Origin of the sequence: Gilvimarinus sp. DA14 (assembly GCF_024204685.1) — a bacterium.
Lineage (GTDB): Bacteria > Pseudomonadota > Gammaproteobacteria > Pseudomonadales > Cellvibrionaceae > Gilvimarinus.
Genome location: NZ_CP100350.1, coordinates 338,865 through 360,568 on the forward strand (window position 1 = coordinate 338,865; position 21,704 = coordinate 360,568).

Annotated in this window: 19 protein-coding genes; 12 read left to right on the forward strand and 7 right to left on the reverse strand. The window is 53.6% G+C overall.

Features of this window, described 5'->3' with window-relative positions; genetic code table 11:
* Nucleotides 1-16 precede the first annotated feature (16 nt).
* From NHM04_RS01365 to NHM04_RS01375, 3 genes are all read left to right on the forward strand, one after another.
* Nucleotides 17-1,486: an NAD-dependent succinate-semialdehyde dehydrogenase gene (locus tag NHM04_RS01365; RefSeq protein ID WP_254265265.1), complete on the forward strand. Its 1,470-nt coding sequence runs from the start codon at nt 17-19 to the stop codon at nt 1,484-1,486.
* Nucleotides 1,487-1,505: 19 nt separating this feature from the next.
* Nucleotides 1,506-1,718 (forward strand): DUF2835 domain-containing protein, encoded by a 213-nt coding sequence (locus NHM04_RS01370; protein ID WP_254266668.1) that lies wholly within the window; start codon nt 1,506-1,508, stop codon nt 1,716-1,718.
* 62 nt (nt 1,719-1,780) lie between these two features.
* Nucleotides 1,781-2,884 carry a quinone-dependent dihydroorotate dehydrogenase gene (locus NHM04_RS01375; RefSeq protein WP_254265266.1) on the forward strand — a complete coding sequence of 368 codons (1,104 nt, stop codon included), beginning with the start codon at nt 1,781-1,783 and terminating at the stop codon, nt 2,882-2,884.
* Between the two features lie 99 nt (nt 2,885-2,983).
* Here the strand turns inward: NHM04_RS01375 and rmf are convergent, their stop codons facing one another.
* A complete protein-coding gene (gene rmf, locus NHM04_RS01380; RefSeq protein WP_254265267.1) occupies nt 2,984-3,205 on the reverse strand; it encodes a ribosome modulation factor in 222 nt (73 codons plus the stop codon).
* A gap of 430 nt (nt 3,206-3,635) precedes the next feature.
* On the opposite strand from rmf, the gene rlmKL reads away from it, so the two are divergent.
* On the forward strand, nt 3,636-5,864 hold the full coding sequence (gene rlmKL, locus NHM04_RS01385) for a bifunctional 23S rRNA (guanine(2069)-N(7))-methyltransferase RlmK/23S rRNA (guanine(2445)-N(2))-methyltransferase RlmL (RefSeq protein WP_254265268.1): 2,229 nt from the start codon (nt 3,636-3,638) through the stop codon (nt 5,862-5,864).
* A 5-nt stretch (nt 5,865-5,869) separates the two neighbouring features.
* The gene (locus NHM04_RS01390; RefSeq protein WP_254265269.1) at nt 5,870-6,139 is read left to right on the forward strand and encodes a hypothetical protein; all 270 of its coding nucleotides are present in this window, start codon (nt 5,870-5,872) and stop codon (nt 6,137-6,139) included.
* 15 nt (nt 6,140-6,154) lie between these two features.
* On the opposite strand, the gene NHM04_RS01395 is transcribed toward NHM04_RS01390, so the two are convergent.
* Entirely contained in the window at nt 6,155-7,984 is a 1,830-nt protein-coding gene (locus tag NHM04_RS01395) for an ABC transporter ATP-binding protein (RefSeq protein WP_254265270.1), read from the reverse strand.
* 370 nt (nt 7,985-8,354) lie between these two features.
* On the opposite strand from NHM04_RS01395, the gene NHM04_RS01400 reads away from it, so the two are divergent.
* The gene (locus NHM04_RS01400; RefSeq protein WP_254265271.1) at nt 8,355-8,744 is read left to right on the forward strand and encodes a hypothetical protein; all 390 of its coding nucleotides are present in this window, start codon (nt 8,355-8,357) and stop codon (nt 8,742-8,744) included.
* 29 nt (nt 8,745-8,773) lie between these two features.
* Nucleotides 8,774-9,322, forward strand: coding sequence for a hypothetical protein (locus tag NHM04_RS01405; RefSeq protein WP_254265272.1), 549 nt, complete (start codon nt 8,774-8,776; stop codon nt 9,320-9,322).
* Nucleotides 9,323-9,378: 56 nt separating this feature from the next.
* On the opposite strand, the gene NHM04_RS01410 is transcribed toward NHM04_RS01405, so the two are convergent.
* The gene (locus NHM04_RS01410) at nt 9,379-10,230 is read right to left on the reverse strand and encodes a pirin family protein (protein WP_254265273.1); all 852 of its coding nucleotides are present in this window, start codon (nt 10,228-10,230) and stop codon (nt 9,379-9,381) included.
* Between the two features lie 61 nt (nt 10,231-10,291).
* On the reverse strand, nt 10,292-10,897 hold the full coding sequence (locus NHM04_RS01415; protein ID WP_254265274.1) for an FMN-dependent NADH-azoreductase: 606 nt from the start codon (nt 10,895-10,897) through the stop codon (nt 10,292-10,294).
* A gap of 129 nt (nt 10,898-11,026) precedes the next feature.
* On the opposite strand from NHM04_RS01415, the gene NHM04_RS01420 reads away from it, so the two are divergent.
* The gene (locus NHM04_RS01420; protein WP_254265275.1) at nt 11,027-11,935 is read left to right on the forward strand and encodes a LysR family transcriptional regulator; all 909 of its coding nucleotides are present in this window, start codon (nt 11,027-11,029) and stop codon (nt 11,933-11,935) included.
* 6 nt (nt 11,936-11,941) lie between these two features.
* Here NHM04_RS01420 and NHM04_RS01425 read toward each other — a convergent pair whose 3' ends face one another.
* Entirely contained in the window at nt 11,942-12,307 is a 366-nt protein-coding gene (locus NHM04_RS01425; protein WP_254265276.1) for a SirB2 family protein, read from the reverse strand.
* Between the two features lie 373 nt (nt 12,308-12,680).
* On the opposite strand from NHM04_RS01425, the gene NHM04_RS01430 reads away from it, so the two are divergent.
* Genes NHM04_RS01430 through NHM04_RS01440 form a run of 3 tightly spaced genes read left to right on the forward strand, consistent with a single transcriptional unit; the run spans nt 12,681 to nt 17,224 of the window.
* A complete protein-coding gene (locus tag NHM04_RS01430; RefSeq protein WP_254265277.1) occupies nt 12,681-13,883 on the forward strand; it encodes an efflux RND transporter periplasmic adaptor subunit in 1,203 nt (400 codons plus the stop codon).
* Nucleotides 13,880-17,023 carry an efflux RND transporter permease subunit gene (locus NHM04_RS01435; RefSeq protein ID WP_254265278.1) on the forward strand — a complete coding sequence of 1,048 codons (3,144 nt, stop codon included), beginning with the start codon at nt 13,880-13,882 and terminating at the stop codon, nt 17,021-17,023. The genes NHM04_RS01430 and NHM04_RS01435 overlap by 4 nt, the downstream gene beginning before the upstream one ends.
* A gap of 12 nt (nt 17,024-17,035) precedes the next feature.
* Nucleotides 17,036-17,224, forward strand: coding sequence for a hypothetical protein (locus NHM04_RS01440; protein WP_254265279.1), 189 nt, complete (start codon nt 17,036-17,038; stop codon nt 17,222-17,224).
* A 99-nt stretch (nt 17,225-17,323) separates the two neighbouring features.
* Here NHM04_RS01440 and NHM04_RS01445 read toward each other — a convergent pair whose 3' ends face one another.
* Entirely contained in the window at nt 17,324-17,611 is a 288-nt protein-coding gene (locus NHM04_RS01445; RefSeq protein ID WP_254265280.1) for a hypothetical protein, read from the reverse strand.
* A 339-nt stretch (nt 17,612-17,950) separates the two neighbouring features.
* Nucleotides 17,951-20,806, reverse strand: coding sequence for a valine--tRNA ligase (locus NHM04_RS01450; protein ID WP_254265281.1), 2,856 nt, complete (start codon nt 20,804-20,806; stop codon nt 17,951-17,953).
* A gap of 189 nt (nt 20,807-20,995) precedes the next feature.
* Between NHM04_RS01450 and NHM04_RS01455 the strand changes: the two genes are divergently transcribed.
* The gene (locus NHM04_RS01455; protein WP_254265282.1) at nt 20,996-21,634 is read left to right on the forward strand and encodes a hypothetical protein; all 639 of its coding nucleotides are present in this window, start codon (nt 20,996-20,998) and stop codon (nt 21,632-21,634) included.
* The last annotated feature ends 70 nt before the right edge of the window (nt 21,635-21,704 follow it).

A 21,704-nucleotide genomic window follows, 5' to 3' on the forward strand; every position in this document is an offset into this window, starting at 1 on the left:
GACAAAGGTGATGTTAATGGATATTGCACTGCAAGACTCCCGGTTATTCCGCCAAGCCTGTTATAGCAACGGCGAGTGGGTGAGCGATGGCAATGCCGGGAGTATCGAAGTGGTTAACCCGGCTACCGACGAAGTGATTGGTCGTGTCCCCTCGCTGGATGAAGGGCAGGTGAGCGCTTCAATCGCAGCGGCGGCCGAGGGCTTTGCCAGCTGGCGAAAAATGTCTGTTGCCGATCGCTCCGCCTGCCTGCGACGTTGGTTTGAGTTAATGCACGAGCACAAGGAGGATCTGGCTCGCATTATGACGTTGGAGCAGGGCAAGCCCATCAGCGAGTCGCTCGGAGAGATTGACTATGCTGCCTCCTATATTGAGTGGTTTACCGAAGAAGCTAAGCGTGGTTACGGCGAAGTTATTCCTGCGGTAAAAGCCAATCAGCGTATTGTCGTGCGCCCGGAGCCTGTGGGTGTAAGCGTGGCCATCACCCCTTGGAATTTTCCGGCGGCCATGATTACTCGCAAAGCCGCCGCTGCGCTGGCGGCGGGTTGTTCTATGTTGGTTAAACCTTCAAGCCTAACACCCTTTAGTGCCTTGGCATTGGCAGAGCTGGGTGAGCGCGCCGGTCTGCCCGCGGGGGTATTCAGTGTGTTAACTGGCTCTTCCTCGGTCATTGGCGAGGTATTTACCCAGTCGACCACAGTGAAAAAGCTGAGCTTTACTGGCTCGACCGAAGTCGGGCGCAAACTGATGGCCATGTGCGCTGATAATCTGCACAAACTCTCATTGGAGCTGGGCGGTAATGCGCCGTTTGTGGTGTTCGATGACGCAGACCTGGACTTGGCGGTTAAAGGTGCGCTGGCGGCTAAGTTTCGCAATACCGGGCAAACCTGTATTTGCCCCAATCGTTTTTTAGTTCAGGCGGGGGTGCATGATGCCTTTGTGGACAAGCTGAGCGCGGCGTTAAGCGAATTCAAGGTTGGCGACGGTTTTGCTGAAGACGTCAAGCAAACTTCGCTTATCAACGCCGATGCAGTAAAAAAGGTCCAGCGTCACTATGATGACGCCCTTGAGCATGGCGCCAAGGTAGTCTTGGGTGAGCGCCCGGGTGCGCTGGCAAATAATCGGGTCGCTCCCATTGTGTTGACAGGCTTAACGGCCGATATGCAGATCTGGCAGGAGGAGACCTTCGGCCCTCTGGCGCCGGTAATGAAGTTTGACTCTGAGCAAGAGGGCATAGACGCGGCCAATGACACACCCTTTGGCTTGGCAGCCTACTTTTACGCCAGCAATAACGACCGAGTATGGCGGGTTAGTGAAGCTTTGCAGGCCGGTATGGTAGGCGCTAATGAAGGGGGCATATCCAACGCGATGGCACCCTTTGGCGGGATTGATCAATCCGGTTTTGGTCGTGAAGGTGGCCGTCAGGGTATGGCAGAATATCAGCAGTTGAAATATGTGTGCTTCGGCGAGTCGGGGCCCACGATGTGAGGAATCTGTATTGCCCCAGGTGGTTGTCAGCTTGTCCATTAGCCCCGAGCAGCTGCAACGCTGGTATGCGGGCAATGTCCGCGATGTACTGGCCTACGCCCGCGATGGACGCAAGGTGCGCTTTCCGGTATCGGTGTTGCGACCTCATGTGACCCATCGGGGGGTGCAGGGGCATTATGCGATTGTCTTTGATGCCTCCAACCGCTTTCAAAAGCTGGTTAAAATTGGCTAAAAGTGGGCTTTTTCAGTATGCTTGCGGCCCATTTCATTCCTGCATAGCCCCGAGAGGATTCCATGTACTCCGCCATTCGTAAATTGCTCTTTTGCATGAACCCCGAAGTCTCCCACGAGTTCAGTTTGGATGCCTTAGGCGCCTCCGAACGCCTGGGTTTGAGTGGGCTAGTGGGCAAGAAGATAGCCGACGACCCGGTGGAGGTGATGGGGCTGTGCTTTCCCAATCCGGTGGGTCTGGCGGCTGGTCTGGACAAAAATGGCGATTATTTTAACGCTCTGGGTAAGCTCGGCTTTGGCTTTGTCGAAATAGGCACGGTTACTCCACTGCCGCAGCCGGGTAATGCTAAACCTCGGTTGTTCCGCCTGACAGAGCAGGGGGCCATCATCAACCGCATGGGGTTCAACAATAAGGGTGTTGAGCATTTGGTCGCCCAAGTTAAAAACCGCCGCTATCAGGGGATTTTGGGGATTAATATCGGCAAAAACGCCAAAACGCCGGTGGAAAATGCATTAAGCGATTACAAGATTTGCCTGCGTAAGGTATATCCCTACGCCGACTATATCACCGTAAATGTTTCTTCACCCAACACTCCAGGGTTGCGCAGCCTGCAGTTTGGCGACAGCCTGAAGGATTTGCTGGGCGGCATTAAGCGCGAGCAGTTGAAGCTTGCCGATGCCCAGGAGCGCTATGTGCCTATCGCGGTAAAAATCGCTCCAGATATGGACGACGAAGCCATTGAATCTGTGGCCAATACTCTGCTCGATTTGGAGTTAGATGCGGTTATTGCCACCAATACCACCATTGGCCGCGAGGGCGTGGAGTCTAACCCACTGCACGAAGAGGCCGGTGGCTTGAGTGGCAAGCCGGTGCGCGACAAAAGCACCAGAGTGATCGCCAAGCTTGCCGAAGTGCTGCAGGGGCGCTTGCCCATTATTGGGGTGGGGGGCATTGACTCTGGTGAGGCGGCGGTAGAAAAGCTGCGTGCCGGAGCCAGTTTGGTTCAGGTTTACTCCGGGTTTATCTATGAAGGGCCTGAACTGGTAGAAGAGTGTGCAAAGGAGATTGCCAAGTATCGCAAAGAGCAAAGCCCGAGTATGGAAAGCCAAGGCGCGCAGGCGGAAAAACCGGCAGCGAGTCACACCGAGGATAAGTCCGAAGGTTAATTCATGCCGTAAAAAAGCCCGCTTAAGCGGGCTGAGTCTGCTGGTGGCAGACGTTCGGTGGCAATACTTAACAGACTGTCAGATTGTGTAGCATTCGTATTAGGGCATACCTCCGTAGGAAAGATTGCTGAGCTTTTGCACTTGCGCCATGCGATTGAAGCCGTCCCATTGATCGGTGCGCGCTTCGCGCCAGCCACTCATCCATTGCTGTCGGGCCATTCCAGACACGTGGGGGCAGAGACTTCGGGATCTCCCGTCAATGCCGGCCTGGTAGCCTTTACCGAAAGCTCGTTCAATATGATCACGTTTTTGGCGTTTCATGCTTAGCAATACCTCTGGTTAGTCATTAAGATGACGGCGTGCCGGAGATGCCGGAACCGATCCGTCGTTGGTCAATTGCGTAAAGCCGATTGCCTCCCTCTGTTTAGGTTAGCGACTCAGTGGCGACTTTTTTCAGGCCGAACAAGTCCGCGGTGCGCTTTAATATGTAAAGCGACCGGATGGCCCAAGAGGCCGTCACTGATGTTGGATTGCCCGCTTAAGAAGCCGAGATAAATTCGGCGATTTGAAGTTTTCTGTAGCGGGACGTTCAGTACATCAAAATGCGGACGGCTTGTGAACGAATTTATTCTTATAGGCAGTCTGTCTTATAGATCAGTTGAGTCTTAAAAATGTCATCTATTTTTGTTAGCGGCCTCTGCGATAATAAAGGTCCGATATATCGATCAACCCTACAGGCCAAGGCTAAACAATGACGAATGCCGACACTCATACACAATATTTCGCTACATGCCCTAAGGGGCTGGAAAGTTTGCTGCTGGAGGAGCTGCAAGCGCTGGGCGGCGAAGATTGCCGGGCCACGGTGGCAGGGGTTTATTTTAGCGGTACACTGGGCGCCGCCTACCGTGCCTGCCTTTGGTCGCGTTTGGCCAATAAGGTGTTGTTGCCCCTGACGTCTGGAAGTGTGCGCAATGCCGACGAGCTGTACGAGTTGGTTAAAACCTTACCCTGGCAGGAACACTTGAGCACTGAGGGTACCTTGTTGGTAGATTTCAGCGGCCAGGGCAGTGGTATCCGCAACACCCAGTTTGGCGCAGTTAAGGTTAAGGATGCGATTGTCGACTGCCTGCGTGAACAGACGGGTATGCGCCCTTCGGTGGCCAAGGTAAATCCGGATGTGCGGATCAATGTGCGCCTAAATCGCGGCCGTGCCAATATCAGCTTGGACTTATCCGGTGACAGTTTGCACCGGCGCGGTTATCGTCAGCAGCAGGGTGAAGCCCCACTGAAAGAAAATTTGGCGGCCGCTATTTTAATTCGCGCCGGCTGGTGTGCCCAGCCAGAAACCGCGCTGCTTGACCCTATGTGTGGCTCGGGCACCTTCTTGATTGAAGCGGCACTTATGGCGGCTGATATCGCCCCCGGCCTTTACCGCAGTGAGTTTGCTTTTGAACGCTGGCGCCAACATCAGCCGCTGGTGTGGGCCGAGCTGATTAAAGAGGCGCGTGAGCGGCGTCTGCAGGGGCTGGCGCGAGACGACTTACCAGAGGTGCGCGGCTATGATGCCAACCTAAAAGTAATTCGCGCCGCCGAGCAAAATATTACCCGCGCCGGACTGGACGACTGGTTGCGGGTATCGCGCAAAGAGCTACGCGAATTTAAACGCCCCACTCACACATCCCTGCAGACGGGTTTAATTGTGTGTAACCCTCCCTATGGTGAGCGTTTGGGTGAACTGGAGTCGATGAAGATTCTCTATGCGCATATGGGTGAGCGTTTTCGCGATGAGTTTACCGGCTGGCGCGCCGCTGTCTTTACTGGCAACCCCGAGCTCGGCAAGCAAATGGGGTTGCGCGCTCATAAAAAATACAAGCTGTTTAACGGCACTATCCCTAGTGAGCTTTTGCTGTTTGATATTGCCAACGAGCAGTTTGTCAGCGCACCGCCGCCAGCTGACTCTCAAGATACGCAAGTTCCGCAAATTAGCCCCGACGCTCTCACTGACGGCGCGCAAGGACTGGTTAACCGCTTGCAGAAAAATCAGAAAAAGCTGAAGAGTTTTCTCAAACGCAGCGGCGCGACTTGCTACCGTCTGTACGATGCAGATATACCCGAATACGCCTGCGCCATCGATGTATACCAAGGAGTGGGTGTGCCTGGCGGTGGACAGAAATTACAGGTGCATGTGCAGGAGTATCAGCCACCGCGCTCGGTGGATGAAGACAAGGCGGCCGAGCGCTTTGCTGAAATCCAGGCGGCTGTGCCTGTGGCGTTAAACGTTGCCCCCGAGAATGTCAGCTATAAACAGCGACGTCGCAATAAAGGCACCAGTCAGTATGAAAAACTGGCGGATCAGGCCGCAGGCGAGCTGCTGCAAGTTCAAGAAGGGCAGGCGCGGTTGCTGGTGAACCTGTGGCAGTATTTAGACAGCGGAGTGTTTTTGGATCATCGTCCACTGCGTTTAAAAATTGCCCAACAAGTCAAAGGCAAGCGCTTTTTAAACCTGTTTTGTTATACCGCTGCCGCCAGTGTGCAGGCCGCAGTGGGCGGTGCGCGTTTTACCCTCAGTGTGGATATGTCGCAAACCTATTTAAATTGGGCGCGAAAAAATCTTGCTCTGAACGGTTTGTCTGAATCGAAAAACCGGCTAGAGCAAGCGGACTGTTTGCAGTGGTTGCAACAGCCACATACCCAGAAGTTCGATATGATTATGTTGGACCCACCGAGTTTTTCCAACTCTAAGCGCATGGCTGATGTATTAGACGTTCAGCGCGATCATGTGTTTTTGCTGCAAAAAGCCATGGCGTTGCTGGAAACCGATGGGGTGCTTTATTTTTCCAATAATTTGCGCAGTTTTAAGTTGGATGAACAAGCTCTTGAGGCATTCGATATCAAGAACATCACCCGAGAAACCATCCCGGAGGACTTTGTACGCAATCAAAAAATTCATCACTGCTGGGAAGTGCGCCATAGGCGCTAAGGCTAATGTTCAAGCGTATGCTAAACAGCGTCTGGCGTCACAATCCGATCACCCGGATTGTCTACGCCAAGGCAGAAAAAGAAATAAAATTAATTGCTCTGTCTTTAGTGTTAGTGTTGGTGTGCGCTCTGCCGTTAATGCTTAACAACCTGTTTCAGCTGGTAGAGCCAACGCCAAAATTTTTGGTGTACTTGTTTGCTGGTGGCGCCTTGCTGGCCCACGTTGGGTTTTTAGTGGGCCTGAGCGCTATGATCTGCAAAAACTATTTTCGTTAGCTGCGGCGGCTAGGCTTACTCTTCGCCCAAAAAACCACCAGATTGATGGGCCCAGAGTTGAGCGTACAAGCCGCCTTTGGCGATCAGTTCACTGTGGCTGCCTTGTTCCACAATACGTCCCTTGTCCAGGACCACTAGTCTGTCCAGTGCGGCAATAGTAGACAGCCGGTGGGCGATAGCGATCACGGTTTTATTTTCCATCAGTGCGGTTAGGTTGTGTTGTATTACCGATTCTACCTCTGAGTCCAACGCCGAGGTGGCCTCGTCAAGAATCAGAATAGGCGTGTCTTTTAACAGCACCCGCGCAATGGCAATACGCTGGCGCTGACCGCCGGATAGCTTCACGCCACGCTCACCCACATGGGCATCGTAACCTGTGCGTCCCTGCGCATCTTCCAGCCCCAGAATAAAATCGTGGGCTTGGGCTTTTTTAGCCGCGCGAATCATATCGTCTTCGCTGGCGTCCGGGCGACCATAGAGCAAGTTGTCGCGAATGGATCGGTGCAGTAGTGATGTGTCCTGCGTCACCATCCCGATATGTTGACGCAGGCTGCGCTGAGTGACGGCGTTAATATTTTGCCCATCAATGCTTAGGCTACCGTCTTGAACATCGTAAAAACGCAAGAGTAAATTCACCAGGGTGGACTTCCCAGCGCCAGAACGCCCCACCAGGCCGATCTTTTCCCCGGCTTGGATATGCAGGTTAAAATCTTCCATCACATTGGCGCTATTGCCGTAGTGAAAATTTACCTGCTCAAAGCGAATGTCTCCAGCATCGACTTTAAGCTCGGGGGCATTTTCGCTATCGGTGACACTGAGTGGTTTGGATAGCGTGTTGGCGCCATCCTGGGCGGTACCGATATTTTCGAACAGGGCAGAAATCTCCCACATGATCCACTGCGACATGCCGTTAATGCGCAACACCATCGCCAGGGCAGCGGCAATGGCGCCGGTGGTGATGGCGCTGTCGGCCCACAAGCTGATGCCCAGGGCTCCCAGAGAGAAAATTAATACTGAGTTAAGCGTCCACACACAGGTGCTCAGTACGGTCACCATGCGCATTTGCGGGTGTACCGTTTGCAGAAACTGATTCATCCCCTCGCGGGCGTAACTCGACTCGCGACCGGCATGAGAAAACAGCTTTACGGTATGAATGTTGGTGTAGGTATCAACGATGCGGCCGGTCATTTCCGCGCGAGCGTCCGCCTGCTTGCTAGAGATACGTTTTAAACGCGGCAGAAAGTAAGCCAGAATGCTGATGTAGCCCACTAGCCATAACACCATGGGGATCGCGAGTCTGATATCCAGCGCCGCCATTAGGAAGATCATGCTGCCAAAATACACACTGATGTATACCGCCACATCCAGCAGTTTCATTACGGTTTCGCGCACCGCCAAGGACGTTTGCATCAGCCGTGTTGCCAGCCGGCCCGAAAATTCATCCTGGAAAAAATGCACACTCTGTTGGATGAGATAGCGGTGCGCTTTCCAGCGTATGGCCATGGGAAAGTTGCCCAGCATGGTCTGATGAATCAGCGTGGCATGGATAAAAATAATTACCGGCAGGCCAATAAGTAAAGTCAAACCAATTAAGGTAAGCGGCGTGCCGTAATCGCGCCACAGGTTTTCCGGGTTGGTGTTGTTAAGCCAGTCCACCAGGTTACCCATGGCGCCGAACAGCGAAATCTCAATAATCGCAATCAGTGCCGAAAGACTCGCCATCATAAGTAGGTAGCGTTTGGCCCCGCGAGTATAGTGCCAGCAAAACGCGAACAGACCTTTGGGGGGCTGGCTTACCGGATCGTCGGGAAAGGGTTTGAGTAATCGTTCGAAAAAAGAAAACAAAAGGGCACCTCTGTCAATTGCTTGCGGTCTCTGGCTTTCAGGAATTTTCTCTAGCAAGGCGCGCGATGCAGACGGGCTGGTTGCCCCGTCGAAGCAGTGCAACGCAGCTGGAGGGGATTCCTGAAAGCCCCTCCGGGCGCAGCCTGTGCGGCACCACAGCGGCGTTTCTTTGCTTGTGAAGGCAACCAGCCTTCATCTGCGCAAAGGGCCTTGCTTGTGGCACCGCGCAGGTTGCGCAGAGACCACAATCAATTGATAGCGGTGCCCTAAGACTTTAACTTATCGTTAAGGGCGGATATGCTTGGCGCTGATTGTAACAGGCTGTCAGTAAACTTGTGTTATTGTCGGCCGCCGGGTTAGAAAGAAAACGATGAAAAAGTGGTTTTTGGTTTACGGCGCGGGCACCTTGGGTGCGTTTATCGCTGCAATTGCGCTGTGGTTAGCGGGGCGTTACGGCTTGACCTCGGCACTGGATGTTCGCATAGCCCCTGGGTTGTCAGCCCACTGGCTGTACCCGCGTTTAGTGTGGGGCGGTCTGTGGGGTTTTTTATTGCTGTTGCCTGCATTTGGTAGCCGCTGGATTTTCAAGGCCCTGGTGTTGGCGCTGGTGCCCACGCTGGTGCAATTGTTCGTGATTTACCCTTACACCACAGGTTATGGTGTGGCTGGCTTATCGCTGGGCCTGCTGACCCCGCTGGTGATTTACTTGTATTTTGCCGTATGGGCACTGGTGGCCTCTATTACCTTGCGCCTGGCATAAAACGCAGTCTTGCCTTTAGGAGAAATAGTATGCAGATGTTTTGGAAAAACCGTTTAATGAACCAGGTTATGGTGCTACTGGCAGCGCTGCTGGTGAGCGTGTCGGTACAGGCGGATGACGCCGAAGATTTAGACCGCTGGCTGGAAACCACGCAAGAGTTTATGCCGATGAAAGATGTATTCGAAGCTATTGGCGAAAACTCGACCATTGCGAATCAATACAGCGAAGAAGAGTTTCTGGCCCTGAGCGTAGACAAGCAAGATGAAGTGCTCGACGATATGCTCAAAGAGCAGGGCGTTTACGATAAAATGTATAAAGTGTTAAACGAAAAAGATTGGGATAGCGCCGGTGAATACGTGCGCACCAGCGCTCGCTATGGTAAAGCCATTGCGTATCAGATGCGTGAAATGCTGACCGCCAGTATGCCCGAAGAACAAAGACAAATGATGCAGGAAATGTCCGGTGAAATTGAGGCAAACCCAGCTGATGTGAAACTGGTAAAAGATAATTGGGGCAAGATCACCACTTTTATGTCGAAGCACATAGAGCAGGGTAATTTGCCCCCGGCTACTCGCTAATGTTCGCTTGCCCCCTATAATCGCTTGAGAATAATGGGCCTATATGGCCCATTTTTTTAGCCTGCCAACCGACCATTGCGGTAATCATCAATGGCCTGTTCAATCTCATCGCTGGTGTTCATCACAAAGGGCCCGTACTGGGCTATGGGCTCGCCGATCGGTTTGCCGCCAATCAGTAACAATCGCACTGGCTCTTTGGCTTCCAGCTGCACACTCGATCCCGGGCTCAGCAACCCTGCCTGACTGGTGCCCAGGCCGCGCCTGTCGTCACCTACGAGTAGTTCGCCCTCATAGGGGTAAATAAACACATGATGCTGTTCAGGCAAGCTGAACTCAATGGTGCTGGCGGCGGGCAAATGTATATCCCAGTAGAGCGCTTCAGTGGAAGTTCCATTAATAGCGCCGCGGGTCGTCGTGCCATCGTCTGCAGTAAATTCGCCGGCAATTACCTTGACTCGACCACCACTTGTTAAAAGATGCTCGGGAATATCATTTGCTGCAATATCCCGGTAGGCGGCGGGTTTCATTTTTTCGGCTGCGGGTAGATTGATCCACAGCTGAAAACCGCGCATGCGACCCTCTAGTTGTTGCGGCATTTCGGAGTGAATAATACCCCGGCCAGCGGTCATCCACTGTACGTCTCCGGCGCGCAAGTCGCCGCGATTGCCCATATGGTCTTCGTGCAGCATGTGGCCGTCGAGCATATAAGTGACGGTTTCGAACCCGCGATGCGGATGCGACGGAAAACCCGCAAGGTAGTCGGCGGCCTCGTCTGAATTGAATTCGTCCAGCATCAATATCGGGTCCAGCCGCGCGCCCGGTGATTGTCCCAGGCTGCGCTTGATCTTCACCCCAGCGCCATCGCTGGTCGCAAGGGCGGGTATGATTTGCTGTAACTGTCGGCTCATGGTGGCCTCCTGTATTCAGTGAGCTGTGCCTTTTGGGGGCGATATTTGCTCTGGGCGACTGTTACGCCGCCACGGTATCTTCAATTTCGTTTACGGCCTTATTCAGTGCATCGGTTTTACCATCTTCGCCCATTGCCAGGCCTTCAGCGTAGATAAACCGGGTGTCTTGCAGGCCTAAAAATGCCAAGAAAGTTTTCATATAGCCGGTTTGTGAGTCGGCTTGCGTGCCCTGGTAGATGCCGCCGCGGGCCGCGAGAATGTATACGGGAATATTGGGCAGCAAGCCTTCGGGGCCGTTCTCGCTGTAGCGGAAGGTCACACCGGAGCGGGCAATATGGTCAAAGTACGCTTTCAAGGTTGAGGGAATGCCAAAGTTGTACATGGGCAGGCCGATGGATATCAGGTCGGCCGCTTTAATTTCCTCAATCAGCTCGTCAGAGTAGGCGACGATCTTTTGCTCGGAAGCGCTGCGCTTTTCCGCCGGGCTTAAAAAGGCGTTAAAGCGTTCGCCGTCCAGATGCGGTACCGGGTTGGCCGCCAGATCGCGAACAATCACTTTGCCTTGTGGATTTTGCGCCTGCCAGCGGGCGACAAACTCGTTGCTCAGGTAGTTGGATTGGCCATTGTCACCGTTCAAGCTGGTCTTGATTTGCAGCAGAGTTTTCATAAAAGGCTCCTTTGTTGTATTCGGGTCGTCATGTTGATGCTTTGATGTTATTTAAATATTTATCGTGTAGATGATAAATAGCGATTTTTGGGGTAGATTAATCGAAATGTTCGATTTAATGAGGCGGGTATGGCTAAGGATAAGGATAAGGATACAAAAGTAACCCTGGAGCAGTGGCGCGCACTGATAGCGGTGATAGAGCAGGGTGGCTATGCCCGCGCGGCAGAAGCTCTGTGTAAAAGCCAGTCCACGGTTTCCTACGCCATCAGTCAGTTAGAGCAAGCGCTGAATGTGGCTCTGTTCAAAATCGAGGGGCGTCGCGCGCATCCTACCGCCGCCGGCGAAAGCCTGTATCGCCGCGCCAAGCATCTGCTGGCAGAGGCCGAAGCCCTCGAAAGCGCCGCTGAGCGTATGAGCCAGAAAATTGAACCGGTGGTGCGCCTCGCGGCGGACTTGTTGATTCCCGGTGATCAGGTGCTCGACAGCTTGGCAGACTTTGCCCGCGATTACCCCGCCACCCGAGTGGATGTCCTGGAGTCGGTGTTAAGTGGCACGGAAGACGCGTTAGTACAAAAACAGGTGGATTTGGCCATCACCGGGCGAATGCCGGCGGGTTTTATGGGCGATCACGTTGCGGATATCTCATTAATAGGAGTGGCAGCGCCGGATCATCCACTGCATAAAATGAAGCGGCGTATTACCCAGGAGGATCTGCGCCATCACCGCCAATTGGTCGTGCGGGACTCGGGTATCCACCGCCGCTACAGCGCGGGTTGGCAGGAGGCTGAGCAGCGCTGGACCCTGGCCCACATCACCACTTCGCTAACCGCAGTGCGCCGGGGTTTGGGGTACGCCTGGTTACCCTGTGGCTATATTCAAAAAGACTTGGATACAGGGGCACTAAAGCGTCTGCCCATGGTGCAGGGCGGGGAACGTAAGGTTTCAGTGTACTTGGTGTACGCCGAGCCAGATATGGCGGGCCCGGCGACTCGGGCCTTGGCCGCGGCGCTGCAGAACAGGCTTAAAGGGCCTAAATAACAGGCCCTAAAACGCTTTGCTCATAGCCAGATGCAAAATGCCCAGAATCCAGACTATTGCCAAAGCTGCAGCAACCCAGCGCGTGGACTTGGCGCTGGCTTTGATGGCGACAACGCCACTTAAAATATAAGCCACTACCAATAATAGCTTCACCGTGAGCCAGTTAATTGGCCAGAGCGGATAACCTACGACCAATATAAGTCCAATACCGCTGGCCAGCAGGCAGGTGTCAATAATGTGAGGCGCAATTTTGAAGAATTTGGCGCGAATAAAACCGGCGCCAGCCTCGCGAGCCAAAAAGCGAACAAAGAAAAGTCCAATTGAGAGTACAACCAATAATAAATGGGTGTGTTTCAGGGCCATGTAGCTCATAGGTTTAACAGTCTCACCAGTTGCGTTTGTTGTTTTTTGTCCAGTAGCAAGTTCGCCGGGTTGTGTTTATTGTGCTCGGCTAATCAGGTTTGCAAGATAAAAATTCACCCTCTATGCAGAGCACGGGCAGGCGATAGAGTACCTTGATCTGCTCCCGGGTCAAAGTATTCGCTCGTATTAAACGACAGTTGCTAGCGGGCCTCATTTCCATGTTGCGGAATGTGAGGTGATTGCATCAGCAATTACTCCTGCCGTATTTATCGGATAAATCGACGCGCAAATATTAATAATTTTCCAATTACTGCAACTGTCTGCTGCGTATATGCGTCACAATGGCATCCTAATCTTAAGGACTTAGTGCGCAGGAGAGCCCATGAAAAAATTTATCTTACCGGTTGCCATCACTCTTGTGGGCGTGGCGACTATCTCTGTGTTGGTACTGGCCAAGCCCAAGCCGGTGCCTCAGCCCCCCGCAGAGGACGCCTCGCTGATTCAGATAAAAGTGGCACCATTGGCGCCAACGCAAGCCAGCCTGAATGTCACCGTGCCGGGAACGGTCAGTCCCAAACGCGAAATCACTCTGGTAGCTCAGGTTTCGGGTCAGGTGGTAAACGTGCAGCCGGGCTTTGTCGATGGCGGTTTTTTTACCGCCGATGAAGCCTTGCTGCAAATCGATGACCGCGACTATAAAGCGGCTGTCATTGCGGCCGAGGCGCAGCTTGCACAAGCGCAGCAGCGCCTTGCTGAAGAGCAGGGCCTGGCGCGTCAGGCTAAGCGTGAATGGCACGATTTGGGTGACGCCAGCGCCAACGAGCTGTTTATGCGCCAGCCGCAGTTAGCGGCGGCTCGCGCCCAGGTCGCTGCGGCTGAAGCTGACCTGGACATGGCCCGGCTAAATCTTGCCAGAACTCACATTCGCGTTCCCTACGACGGCCGCGTAGAGCAGACTCTGGTGAATTTGGGGCAGTATGTCAGTGCCGGCACCGAGCTTGCGCGAGTCTATGACGCGTCTGTGGTCGAGGTGCGCATTCCGCTCACCGAGGAGCAGGCGGCTCTGGTGGATTTACCTTTTGCCAAACCTCACCAGTTAGCAGAACAGCCCGAAGTCACCATAAACGCGACCGTTGCCGGTCACAGTTTGCAGTGGCGCGGCGCATTGACGCGCACTCAGGCGGTGGTTGACGAACACACGCGGATGTTTACGGCCGTGGTTGAGGTGGCCGAGCCCTTTGCCCAAAGCGTGCCCTTGCTGCCCGGCTTGTTTGTCGAAGCTGAGATTCAGGGGCGTGCCTTAGACGGAGTGAGCCGATTACCCCGCGCCGCACTTTACCAGCGTACCCAGCTGCTCACGCTTAATGGCGACAATGAAATTACCGTAAGCCCCGTTAAAATTCTGCACAAGACGCAAGAGCATGTTTGGCTGCGCACTGATTTACCTGCCGCTACTTTGGTGAGTCTGGAAAAGCAGAGCCTGACACCTGCTGGCACTGTCGTCGAACCGCTACAGGAGTCGACCGTTGCCGAGCCCGAGCAGCCCATCGATCTCGCCGTTCATCACTCGGGGGATAAACCATGAACGCCATAGTGAAATGGTTTGTCGATAATCCCATTGCCGCTAACTTACTGATGTTGGCGATGTTGTTGGGCGGAATTGTCAGTTTTTCGGCAGTAGAAAAAGAGGCGTTCCCTCGTTACGAGGGCAATATGATTAATATTGCCATGCCCTATCCGGGCGCAGCACCGGCTGAAGTAGAGCAGCAGATTGTGGTGCGTATTGAAGAGGCGATCGCCGATCTACCCGGTATCTATCAGATTACTTCCGAGTCTCGCGAGGGGATCGGCCGGGTGGCGGTTCAAGTTATCGAAGGTCATGACCTGCGTGCGCTTCTCAATGATATCAAAGGCAGAGTGGATGCCATCAATACCTTTCCGCCCTCGGCAGAGAGGCCTGTGGTTAATCAGTTGGTGTTTCGTGAAACGCTGATGTGGGTCGCCCTCTTTGGTGATGCCGACAGGCGGCAGTTGAAAGATTGGGCCTATCAAATCCGCGATGAAATGTCCCTGTTAGAGGGCGTATCCGAGGTTCAGATTAATGGCGTTAAACGCGATGAGCTGAGCATTGAAATTTCAGAGCAGACCATGCGCCGCTACAATCTCAATTTTGCCGAGCTGTCACAGGCGATTCGAGGCGGCTCGGTCAATTTGCCGGCAGGGGTGATTCGCAGTAAAGACGGCGATGTGCAAATTCAAACCCGCGCACAGGCATTTACGGCCAATGACTTCGCTCGCATTGTGGTGCGCAGTGGACGCGATGGCAGCCGTTTACTGTTAGGGGATATCGCCGACATTGAAGATGGCTTTAGCGAGGAAAATGTTGAGTTCTTTATGAACGGTAAGCCCGGCGTCAATCTCGAAGTCAAGATGAGTGACGACCCGCTGCTAATCGAAGGGACAAAAAATGCGCGCGCCTATGTCGAGGCGTTTAATGAGAAGTTGCCAGCGGGGGTGGAGTTAAAAATTAACTTCGAGGCCAAAGACCTGTATGACAGCCGCTTTAACTTGTTGGCAGATAATGCTATCAGCGGCTTGCTGTTGGTGTTTTTGATTTTGATGTTGTTCCTGCGGCCTTTGCTCGCCTTTTGGGTGGTTGCGGGTATTGCCACGACATTCGCCGGTTCAATTTGGCTGCTGCCGTATCTTGATGTCTCCATCAATATGCTGTCGATGTTCGCCTTTTTGATGGTGTTGGGCATAGTGGTGGATGACGCGATTATTGTGGGCGAGAGTGTTTACCGCCATCAGCAGCGCGGTGAGCGCGGCAAGCTGGCGGCCATTACCGGTACCCGCACGGTATTACTGCCGGTCCTCTTGGCGGTCAGTAGCACCATTATCTTTTTTATCCCTATGATTGATGTGCCTTCGGATATTGTGGTGTTTACTCGCTCAATATTCTGGGTGGTGTTTTTGTGTTTAAGTTTTTCTTTGGTTGAATCGTTACTGATTTTACCGTCTCACCTGTCACACATGCGCCCGGAAAGTCCCAGTCGATTTAAGCCGCTGCGCTGGCTTGGTCAGTTGCGCCACAAGTTTTCCAGCGGTATGGAGAGTTTTGCACAGACTCGGTATCAACCCGCTTTGCGGGGAATGTTAGCGCGTCGCGGTAGCACCTTTCTGGGGTTCTTTTTTGCCTTTGCGATTACCCTGGCGATTGTTATTTCGGGTTGGGTAACCATGAGTTTCTTTCCTCAGGTGCCCAACCCTATGGTGCATGTGCGGGTGAGCTTTTCTGAGGGCGCGCCTTTCTCGCAAACGCAGAAGGTTGCGCAATTTATTCGCGACCGAGTCGATGAGCTGGCCTCTGATGAACAGCTGTTAGCACAAAATAATGATCAGCCCTTTATTCGTGAAGTTAACCGCACCTTAAATGCCACCGAAGCCACTATTTTTGTCGGCCTGACGCCGGACGAAGAGCGCAAGCTTAGTGTGCAGCAAGTGGCCGATGCACTGCAGGAATACATCGGCCCCTTACCCGAGGCGAAAAGCTACTCGCTTAGCGCCACTATGGCTGGCGGTGGCCCGGATATAACTCTGAATATGAGTATGCTGGAAAACCGCCGCGACATTCAGCAGAGCGCTATTGCTGATGTGAGCAGTGCGCTCAGCCGTTACCCCGGCGTATTTAACGTGCGCAATAATCTCGATACCGAACGCACAGAAGTAGAGGTGGCACTCAAGCCCTATGCCGAGGCTCTTGGCATCACCCTAGGCGATGTTGCAAACCAGGTCCGTCAGGGTTTTTACGGTGTGGAGATTCAGCGAATTCCGCGCAGTAAAGAAGATGTGCGAGTGATGCTGCGTTACGCGGCAGAGCAACGACGCACTCTGGATACCCTGGATCAGATCCGTATTCGCACTGACGATGGCCGAGAGCTGCCCATCAGCGCGGTCGCGGATATTACCCTGGTGCCCGGCACCAGCACTATTCGCCGGGTGGACCGCAAGCGCAATGTCACTATTACCGCCGAGGTGGAAGAGGGCACGGATGCCGCTGCCATTACTCGAGAGCTGTTGGATAGTAACCTCGATGCATGGCAGCAGAGCTATCTTGGCTTTAACTTATCACTCGATGGCGCGCTGCGTTCGCAGGCGCAATTTGGCGACAACTTTGGCACCAACTTTATCAAAGTGTTTGTCGTGGTTTTGGCGCTTTTTGCCATTGCCTTCCGCTCATTTTTTCAGCCCCTGCTGGTGATGCTCGCGGTGCCTTTTGGTTTTGTCGGCGCGGTGCTGGGGCATTTGATTATGGGGGTAGATTTCAGCTTGTTTTCGGGTTTTGGTTTTCTCGCTTGCTCCGGAGTTGTAGTAAACGATAATCTTGTGTTGCTGGAGCGCATTAATACGCTCCGTGCTCGTGGCGAGAGTACAGTAAACGCGGTGTTAAGCGCGGGGGTGGACCGCTTTCGGCCCATTGTTTTGACCTCCATCACCACGTTTATCGGTCTGTTACCGATTTTATTTGAGCGCAGTCAGCAAGCTCAGTTTTTGCAGCCAATGGTGATTTCGCTGTCTTTTGGTGTGCTCTTTTCGTCTGTCGTGACCTTGTTTCTGGTCCCCTGCGCCTACTTTTCCGGGGATCGTTTAAGGCAGTGGGCTGTGCAGCACTTGCCCAAGTTTCGCACGGACACACAAAATGAATCGGGTTTAAAGGCCGAATAACCGGAGAGCTGTATGAAATATCTTGCGATTGTGGTTGCCCTGCTTGTACTCAGTGCCTGTGATTCGGGTGGTGAGTCAGAGCCAGAGCCAGGAGCGTTTGAGTCTTACACCGAGAGTCAGCAACAGGCGCTGGAAAAAGCTCGCGAGCTTGAGGGGCAGCTGCAAGAGGCGAGCGAAAAGAGAATGAATGATTACGAATAGTTTGTCTGCTTGTATAAAAAAGCCCCGCAGTGCGGGGCTTGTAGTACACCTACTAAAACTAGGCAGTGCTTAAACCTATAGGGTTCAAGCGAGAAACTTTTAGCTATTCAGCTTTTTGAACTCGCGGATGGTTTTGTTGAACGCATCGGCGTAGGCGCGCAGCTCGTCTTCGGCTTTACGCACATCGGAAGAGCTCATGCCCGAGCAGGACAGATATTCTTCAGTCGCTTTTACATAAGCTTTTACTTCATTGTTCGACTTCACCATCTGCGCGGTAACGGCGGTGGTGGGGTCGGGGATAGCCGGCTTATTTTGCGGCTTTTCACACGCCAGTGAAGGGGCGGCAATAACGGTCAGGGCAATAGCGGCAAACAATGATTTTTTCATAACTCGTTCCATAAATTAAAAAGTCATCGGGCGGTCTTGTGGACGCCGTTAGGTTTGTGAATATACATTTGATAATGTGATCTACATCTCAAACTTGTGGCTATTCTGCCAGCAAATTTGCCTCTCGAATACGCCGATCACTAATCATTTTGCTATGGATGTGGCGTAAAAATGCACAAACAGTTATTTCGTATGGGTCTAAGTCAGCTGCCTCTTTATTCTTTGACGAAATTATGGCGCAGGGGCGAGCGGTTGGGCTGGAGCAAATGCGAGTGTGAGTTTTTTGACGCAAAAAAAAGCCGGCATACGCCGGCCCCAAGGGTGAAACTGGTAGGTCCGTTACATGGACTCGATCGCTTTTAACTGTTCGGCCAGGGCGTCAATGCTGGCAGATATTTCATTTAGCTTAGATTTTTCCTTTTCTACCACGGCTGCGGGGGCTTTGTCGACAAAATTAGGATTGTTCAACTTGCCGCCAACGCGCTGCTGTTCTTTATTCAGACGTTCAAGCTCTTTATTTAAGCGGGCCTTCTCGGCTTCTACATCGATCAGACCTGCCATGGGCACTAGAATTTCCAGTTTCCCCACCAGCGCCGTTGCCGACATGGGGGCTTCTTCGCCGTGGTTCAGCCAGGTAATGCTTTCCAGGTTGGCCAGCTTCTGCAGAAACTGCTGGTTGGCCTGCAAGCGTTGTTGGTCTGCCTCGGTACCGTGCTGCATGTATAACGGGATGGTTTTACCCGGGGCGATGTTCATTTCGCCGCGAATATTACGCACGCCCACAATCACTCCTTTCAGCCATTCGATATCAGCCGTGGCGGCCGTGTCTAGCAGTGATTCGTCGGCCACCGGGTAGGGCGCCAGCATGATCGTCTCGCCGTTTTGGCCCGCCAGGGCTTTGACTCGCTGCCAGATTTCTTCGGTAATAAAAGGAATCAAAGGGTGAGCTAAGCGCAGCGCCGCTTCCAGCACGCGGATCAGGGTGCGACGGGTGCCGGTTTTCTGTGCTTCGCTGGCATGTTCGTCCCAGAGCACGGGTTTAGACAACTCCAGATACCAGTCGCAGTACTCGTTCCAGAAAAACTCGTAAAAAGCCTGAGTGGCTAAATCCAGCCGGTAGCTGTTGAGGGCATCGGTGACCGATTTCTCAGCTTCTTGCAGACGGCTGATAATCCAGCGGTCTGCCAGTGATAATTCAAAGTCTGTGGCGTTGTTTTGGCCACAGTCCTCGCCCTCGGTGTTCATCAGCACATAGCGGGCGGCGTTCCACATTTTGTTGCAGAAATTGCGGTAGCCCTCTACTCGGCCCATATCAAATTTGATGTCGCGCCCGGTGGAGGCCAGCGAGCAAAACGTCATGCGCAGGGCGTCTGTGCCATAGGCATTGATACCGTCTGGAAACTCCTTGCGGGTTTGTTTCTCAATTTTGGGTGCGTCCTTGGGGCGCATCAGGCCACGGGTGCGCTTGGCTACCAGGCTTTCCAGGTCGATGCCGTCAATGATATCCAGCGGGTCCAAGACATTACCCTTGGATTTACTCATTTTCTGGCCCTGGGCATCGCGCACCAGACCGTGCACGTAAACGGTTTTAAACGGTATCTGGCCTTTGCCGTTATCGTCCTTAACCAGGTGCAGGGTGAGCATCATCATCCGCGCTACCCAGAAGAAAATAATATCGAAGCCAGTGACCAATAAATCGGTGGGGTGGAACTTCTTTAAAAAGTCCGTCTGTTCCGGCCAGCCCAAGGTTGAGAATGTCCACAGGCCAGAGCTAAACCAGGTATCCAGTACGTCTTCGTCCTGCTGCAGCTCCACTTCGGGGCCCAGGTGGTACTTGGCGCGGGCCTCTTCTTCACTGCGCGCAACATAGACATTACCGGCCTTGTCGTACCAGGCGGGAATGCGATGGCCCCACCATAGCTGACGAGAAATACACCAATCCTGAATGTCGCGCATCCAGGAGAAGTACATGTTCTCGTACTGCTTGGGTACAAATTGCACCTCGCCGTCTTCGACCGCTTTAATCGCGGGTTCGGCCAAGGGTTTGGTGCTGACATACCACTGATCGGTGAGCCAGGGCTCGATCACCACGCCCGAGCGATCGCCGCGCGGTACTTTGAGGGCATGGTCGTCGATTTTTTCCAGCAGGCCCGCGGCTTCAAAGTCGGCCACAATTTGCTTGCGCGCGTCATAGCGATCTTTACCCGCGTAGGCTTGCGGCAGGCTGGTGTCCAGATCATCGCGCGGGCTGCCGTCCAGGTTAAAAATCTGTGCTTCACCCAGTACCTGCGCAGACTCGTCCAGCACGTTAATGAGCGCCATATTGTGGCGTTTACCCACTTCGTAATCGTTAAAGTCGTGGGCCGGGGTAATTTTGACGCAGCCGGTACCAAACTCGCGGTCGACGTACTCATCGGCAACAATGGGAATGCGGCGGCCCACTAAGGGCAGCACAATTTCTTTGCCGATCAGCGCTTGATAGCGTTCGTCCTCTGGGTGTACCGCGACGGCAGTGTCCCCCAGCATGGTTTCCGGGCGGGTGGTGGCGACGACTAAATAGTCTTTGCCTTCAGCGGTGGTGGCGCCGTCGGCCAGCGGGTAGCGCAGATTCCACAAATAGCCTTTTTCGTCGTGGTTTTCTACTTCCACATCGGAAATAGCCGTGTGGAGTTTTGGGTCCCAGTTCACCAGGCGCTTGCCGCGATAAATCAGGCCGTCTTCGTGCAGGCGTACAAAGGCTTCTTTTACCGCATCGGAAAGGCCTTCATCCATGGTGAAGCGCTCACGGCTCCAGTCCAAAGAAGAGCCCAGTCGGCGAAGTTGGCGGGTGATATTGCCGCCAGACTCGGCTTTCCATTCCCACACTCGCTCAAGAAATTTTTCCCGGCCCAGATCGTGACGGCTGATGCCATCGGCGGCCAGTTGACGCTCGACCACCATCTGCGTGGCGATACCGGCGTGATCCGTACCCATCTGCCACAGAGTGTCGTCGCCTTGCATACGATGAAAACGGATCATTGCGTCCATGACCGCGTTATTAAAGCCGTGCCCCATGTGCAGGTTACCCGTGACATTGGGTGGCGGGATCATAATGCAGTAGGGCTTATCGCCGCCCTGAGGTTTGAAATAACCCTTGTCTTCCCAGTTTTGGTAGCACTGGGTTTCGATGGCCTGGGGCTGGTAGGTTTTATCCATGAACTGTCGGACCTTTGCCTTGCGCGGTTAATTAGCTAGTGAGCCGGCGTAAAGTTGCCGCGGGCTCCTTAGATCAAAAGGCGCGATTATAGCGGGTTTACCGCCACAAGTAGAGAGTGCGCGGCTTGAATTAACCTCGGAGATACGCGACAGTACAAGGGTACTTCCAACCAGGGCAGCGAGGGATACATGTTCAGACTGGTGTTCGCCGGTGAGTTACTGACAGGGTTTGACCAGGAGTCTGTAGAGCGCAATCTGGCCAGGTTGCTGAACCAGGATGAGCAGAAGATTCGAGCGCGTCTTTTCAGCGGTGAGCCTGTCACGGTCAAAAAGGTTGAAACCCAGCAAGAGGCATTTAAGTGGCGCAAGGGCTTTGCTAACGCCGGTGCCGTCTTGGTGGTGTTGAGCTTGGGCGATACCCCGCCTGCCAACCCGGTGGTTGATGAACGCGATGGCACTCTGCCCGACGAACCCATAGGCAATCAAGGCGGTGAGGAGCCGCAGCAGGTCGATATCAAAGACCCGCAGGCCACTAGCTACGAAGAGCCCACCCTCGATAGCGAGGCCAAACGAAGTCCCGGCGTGCGTATGCGCAATAAAATTTATGTGCTCTTGGGCACTGCGGCCCTCGCGTTCGTCGCTTTGGTGGTGTTGGTGCTCTGGTCTACCAAGGGCTTGTGGCAAGGGGTGGAGCTAGAGCAAAACCAGCAAGACTTAGGTAGTGCGCTGCTGCGCGAGAACACTCACGCCCTGGCGCGCACAGAATTGCCTAAAGCTCGCGAACTGGCAATTGTGGCAGCCCAAGAGGGAGCCAAGCTCGGCGTCTAGGCTTCAGCGTGTCAGGGCGTTACCGATTGCAGGCCGAGCAGAAACCAGGTTTGCGCAACGCATGATGTAT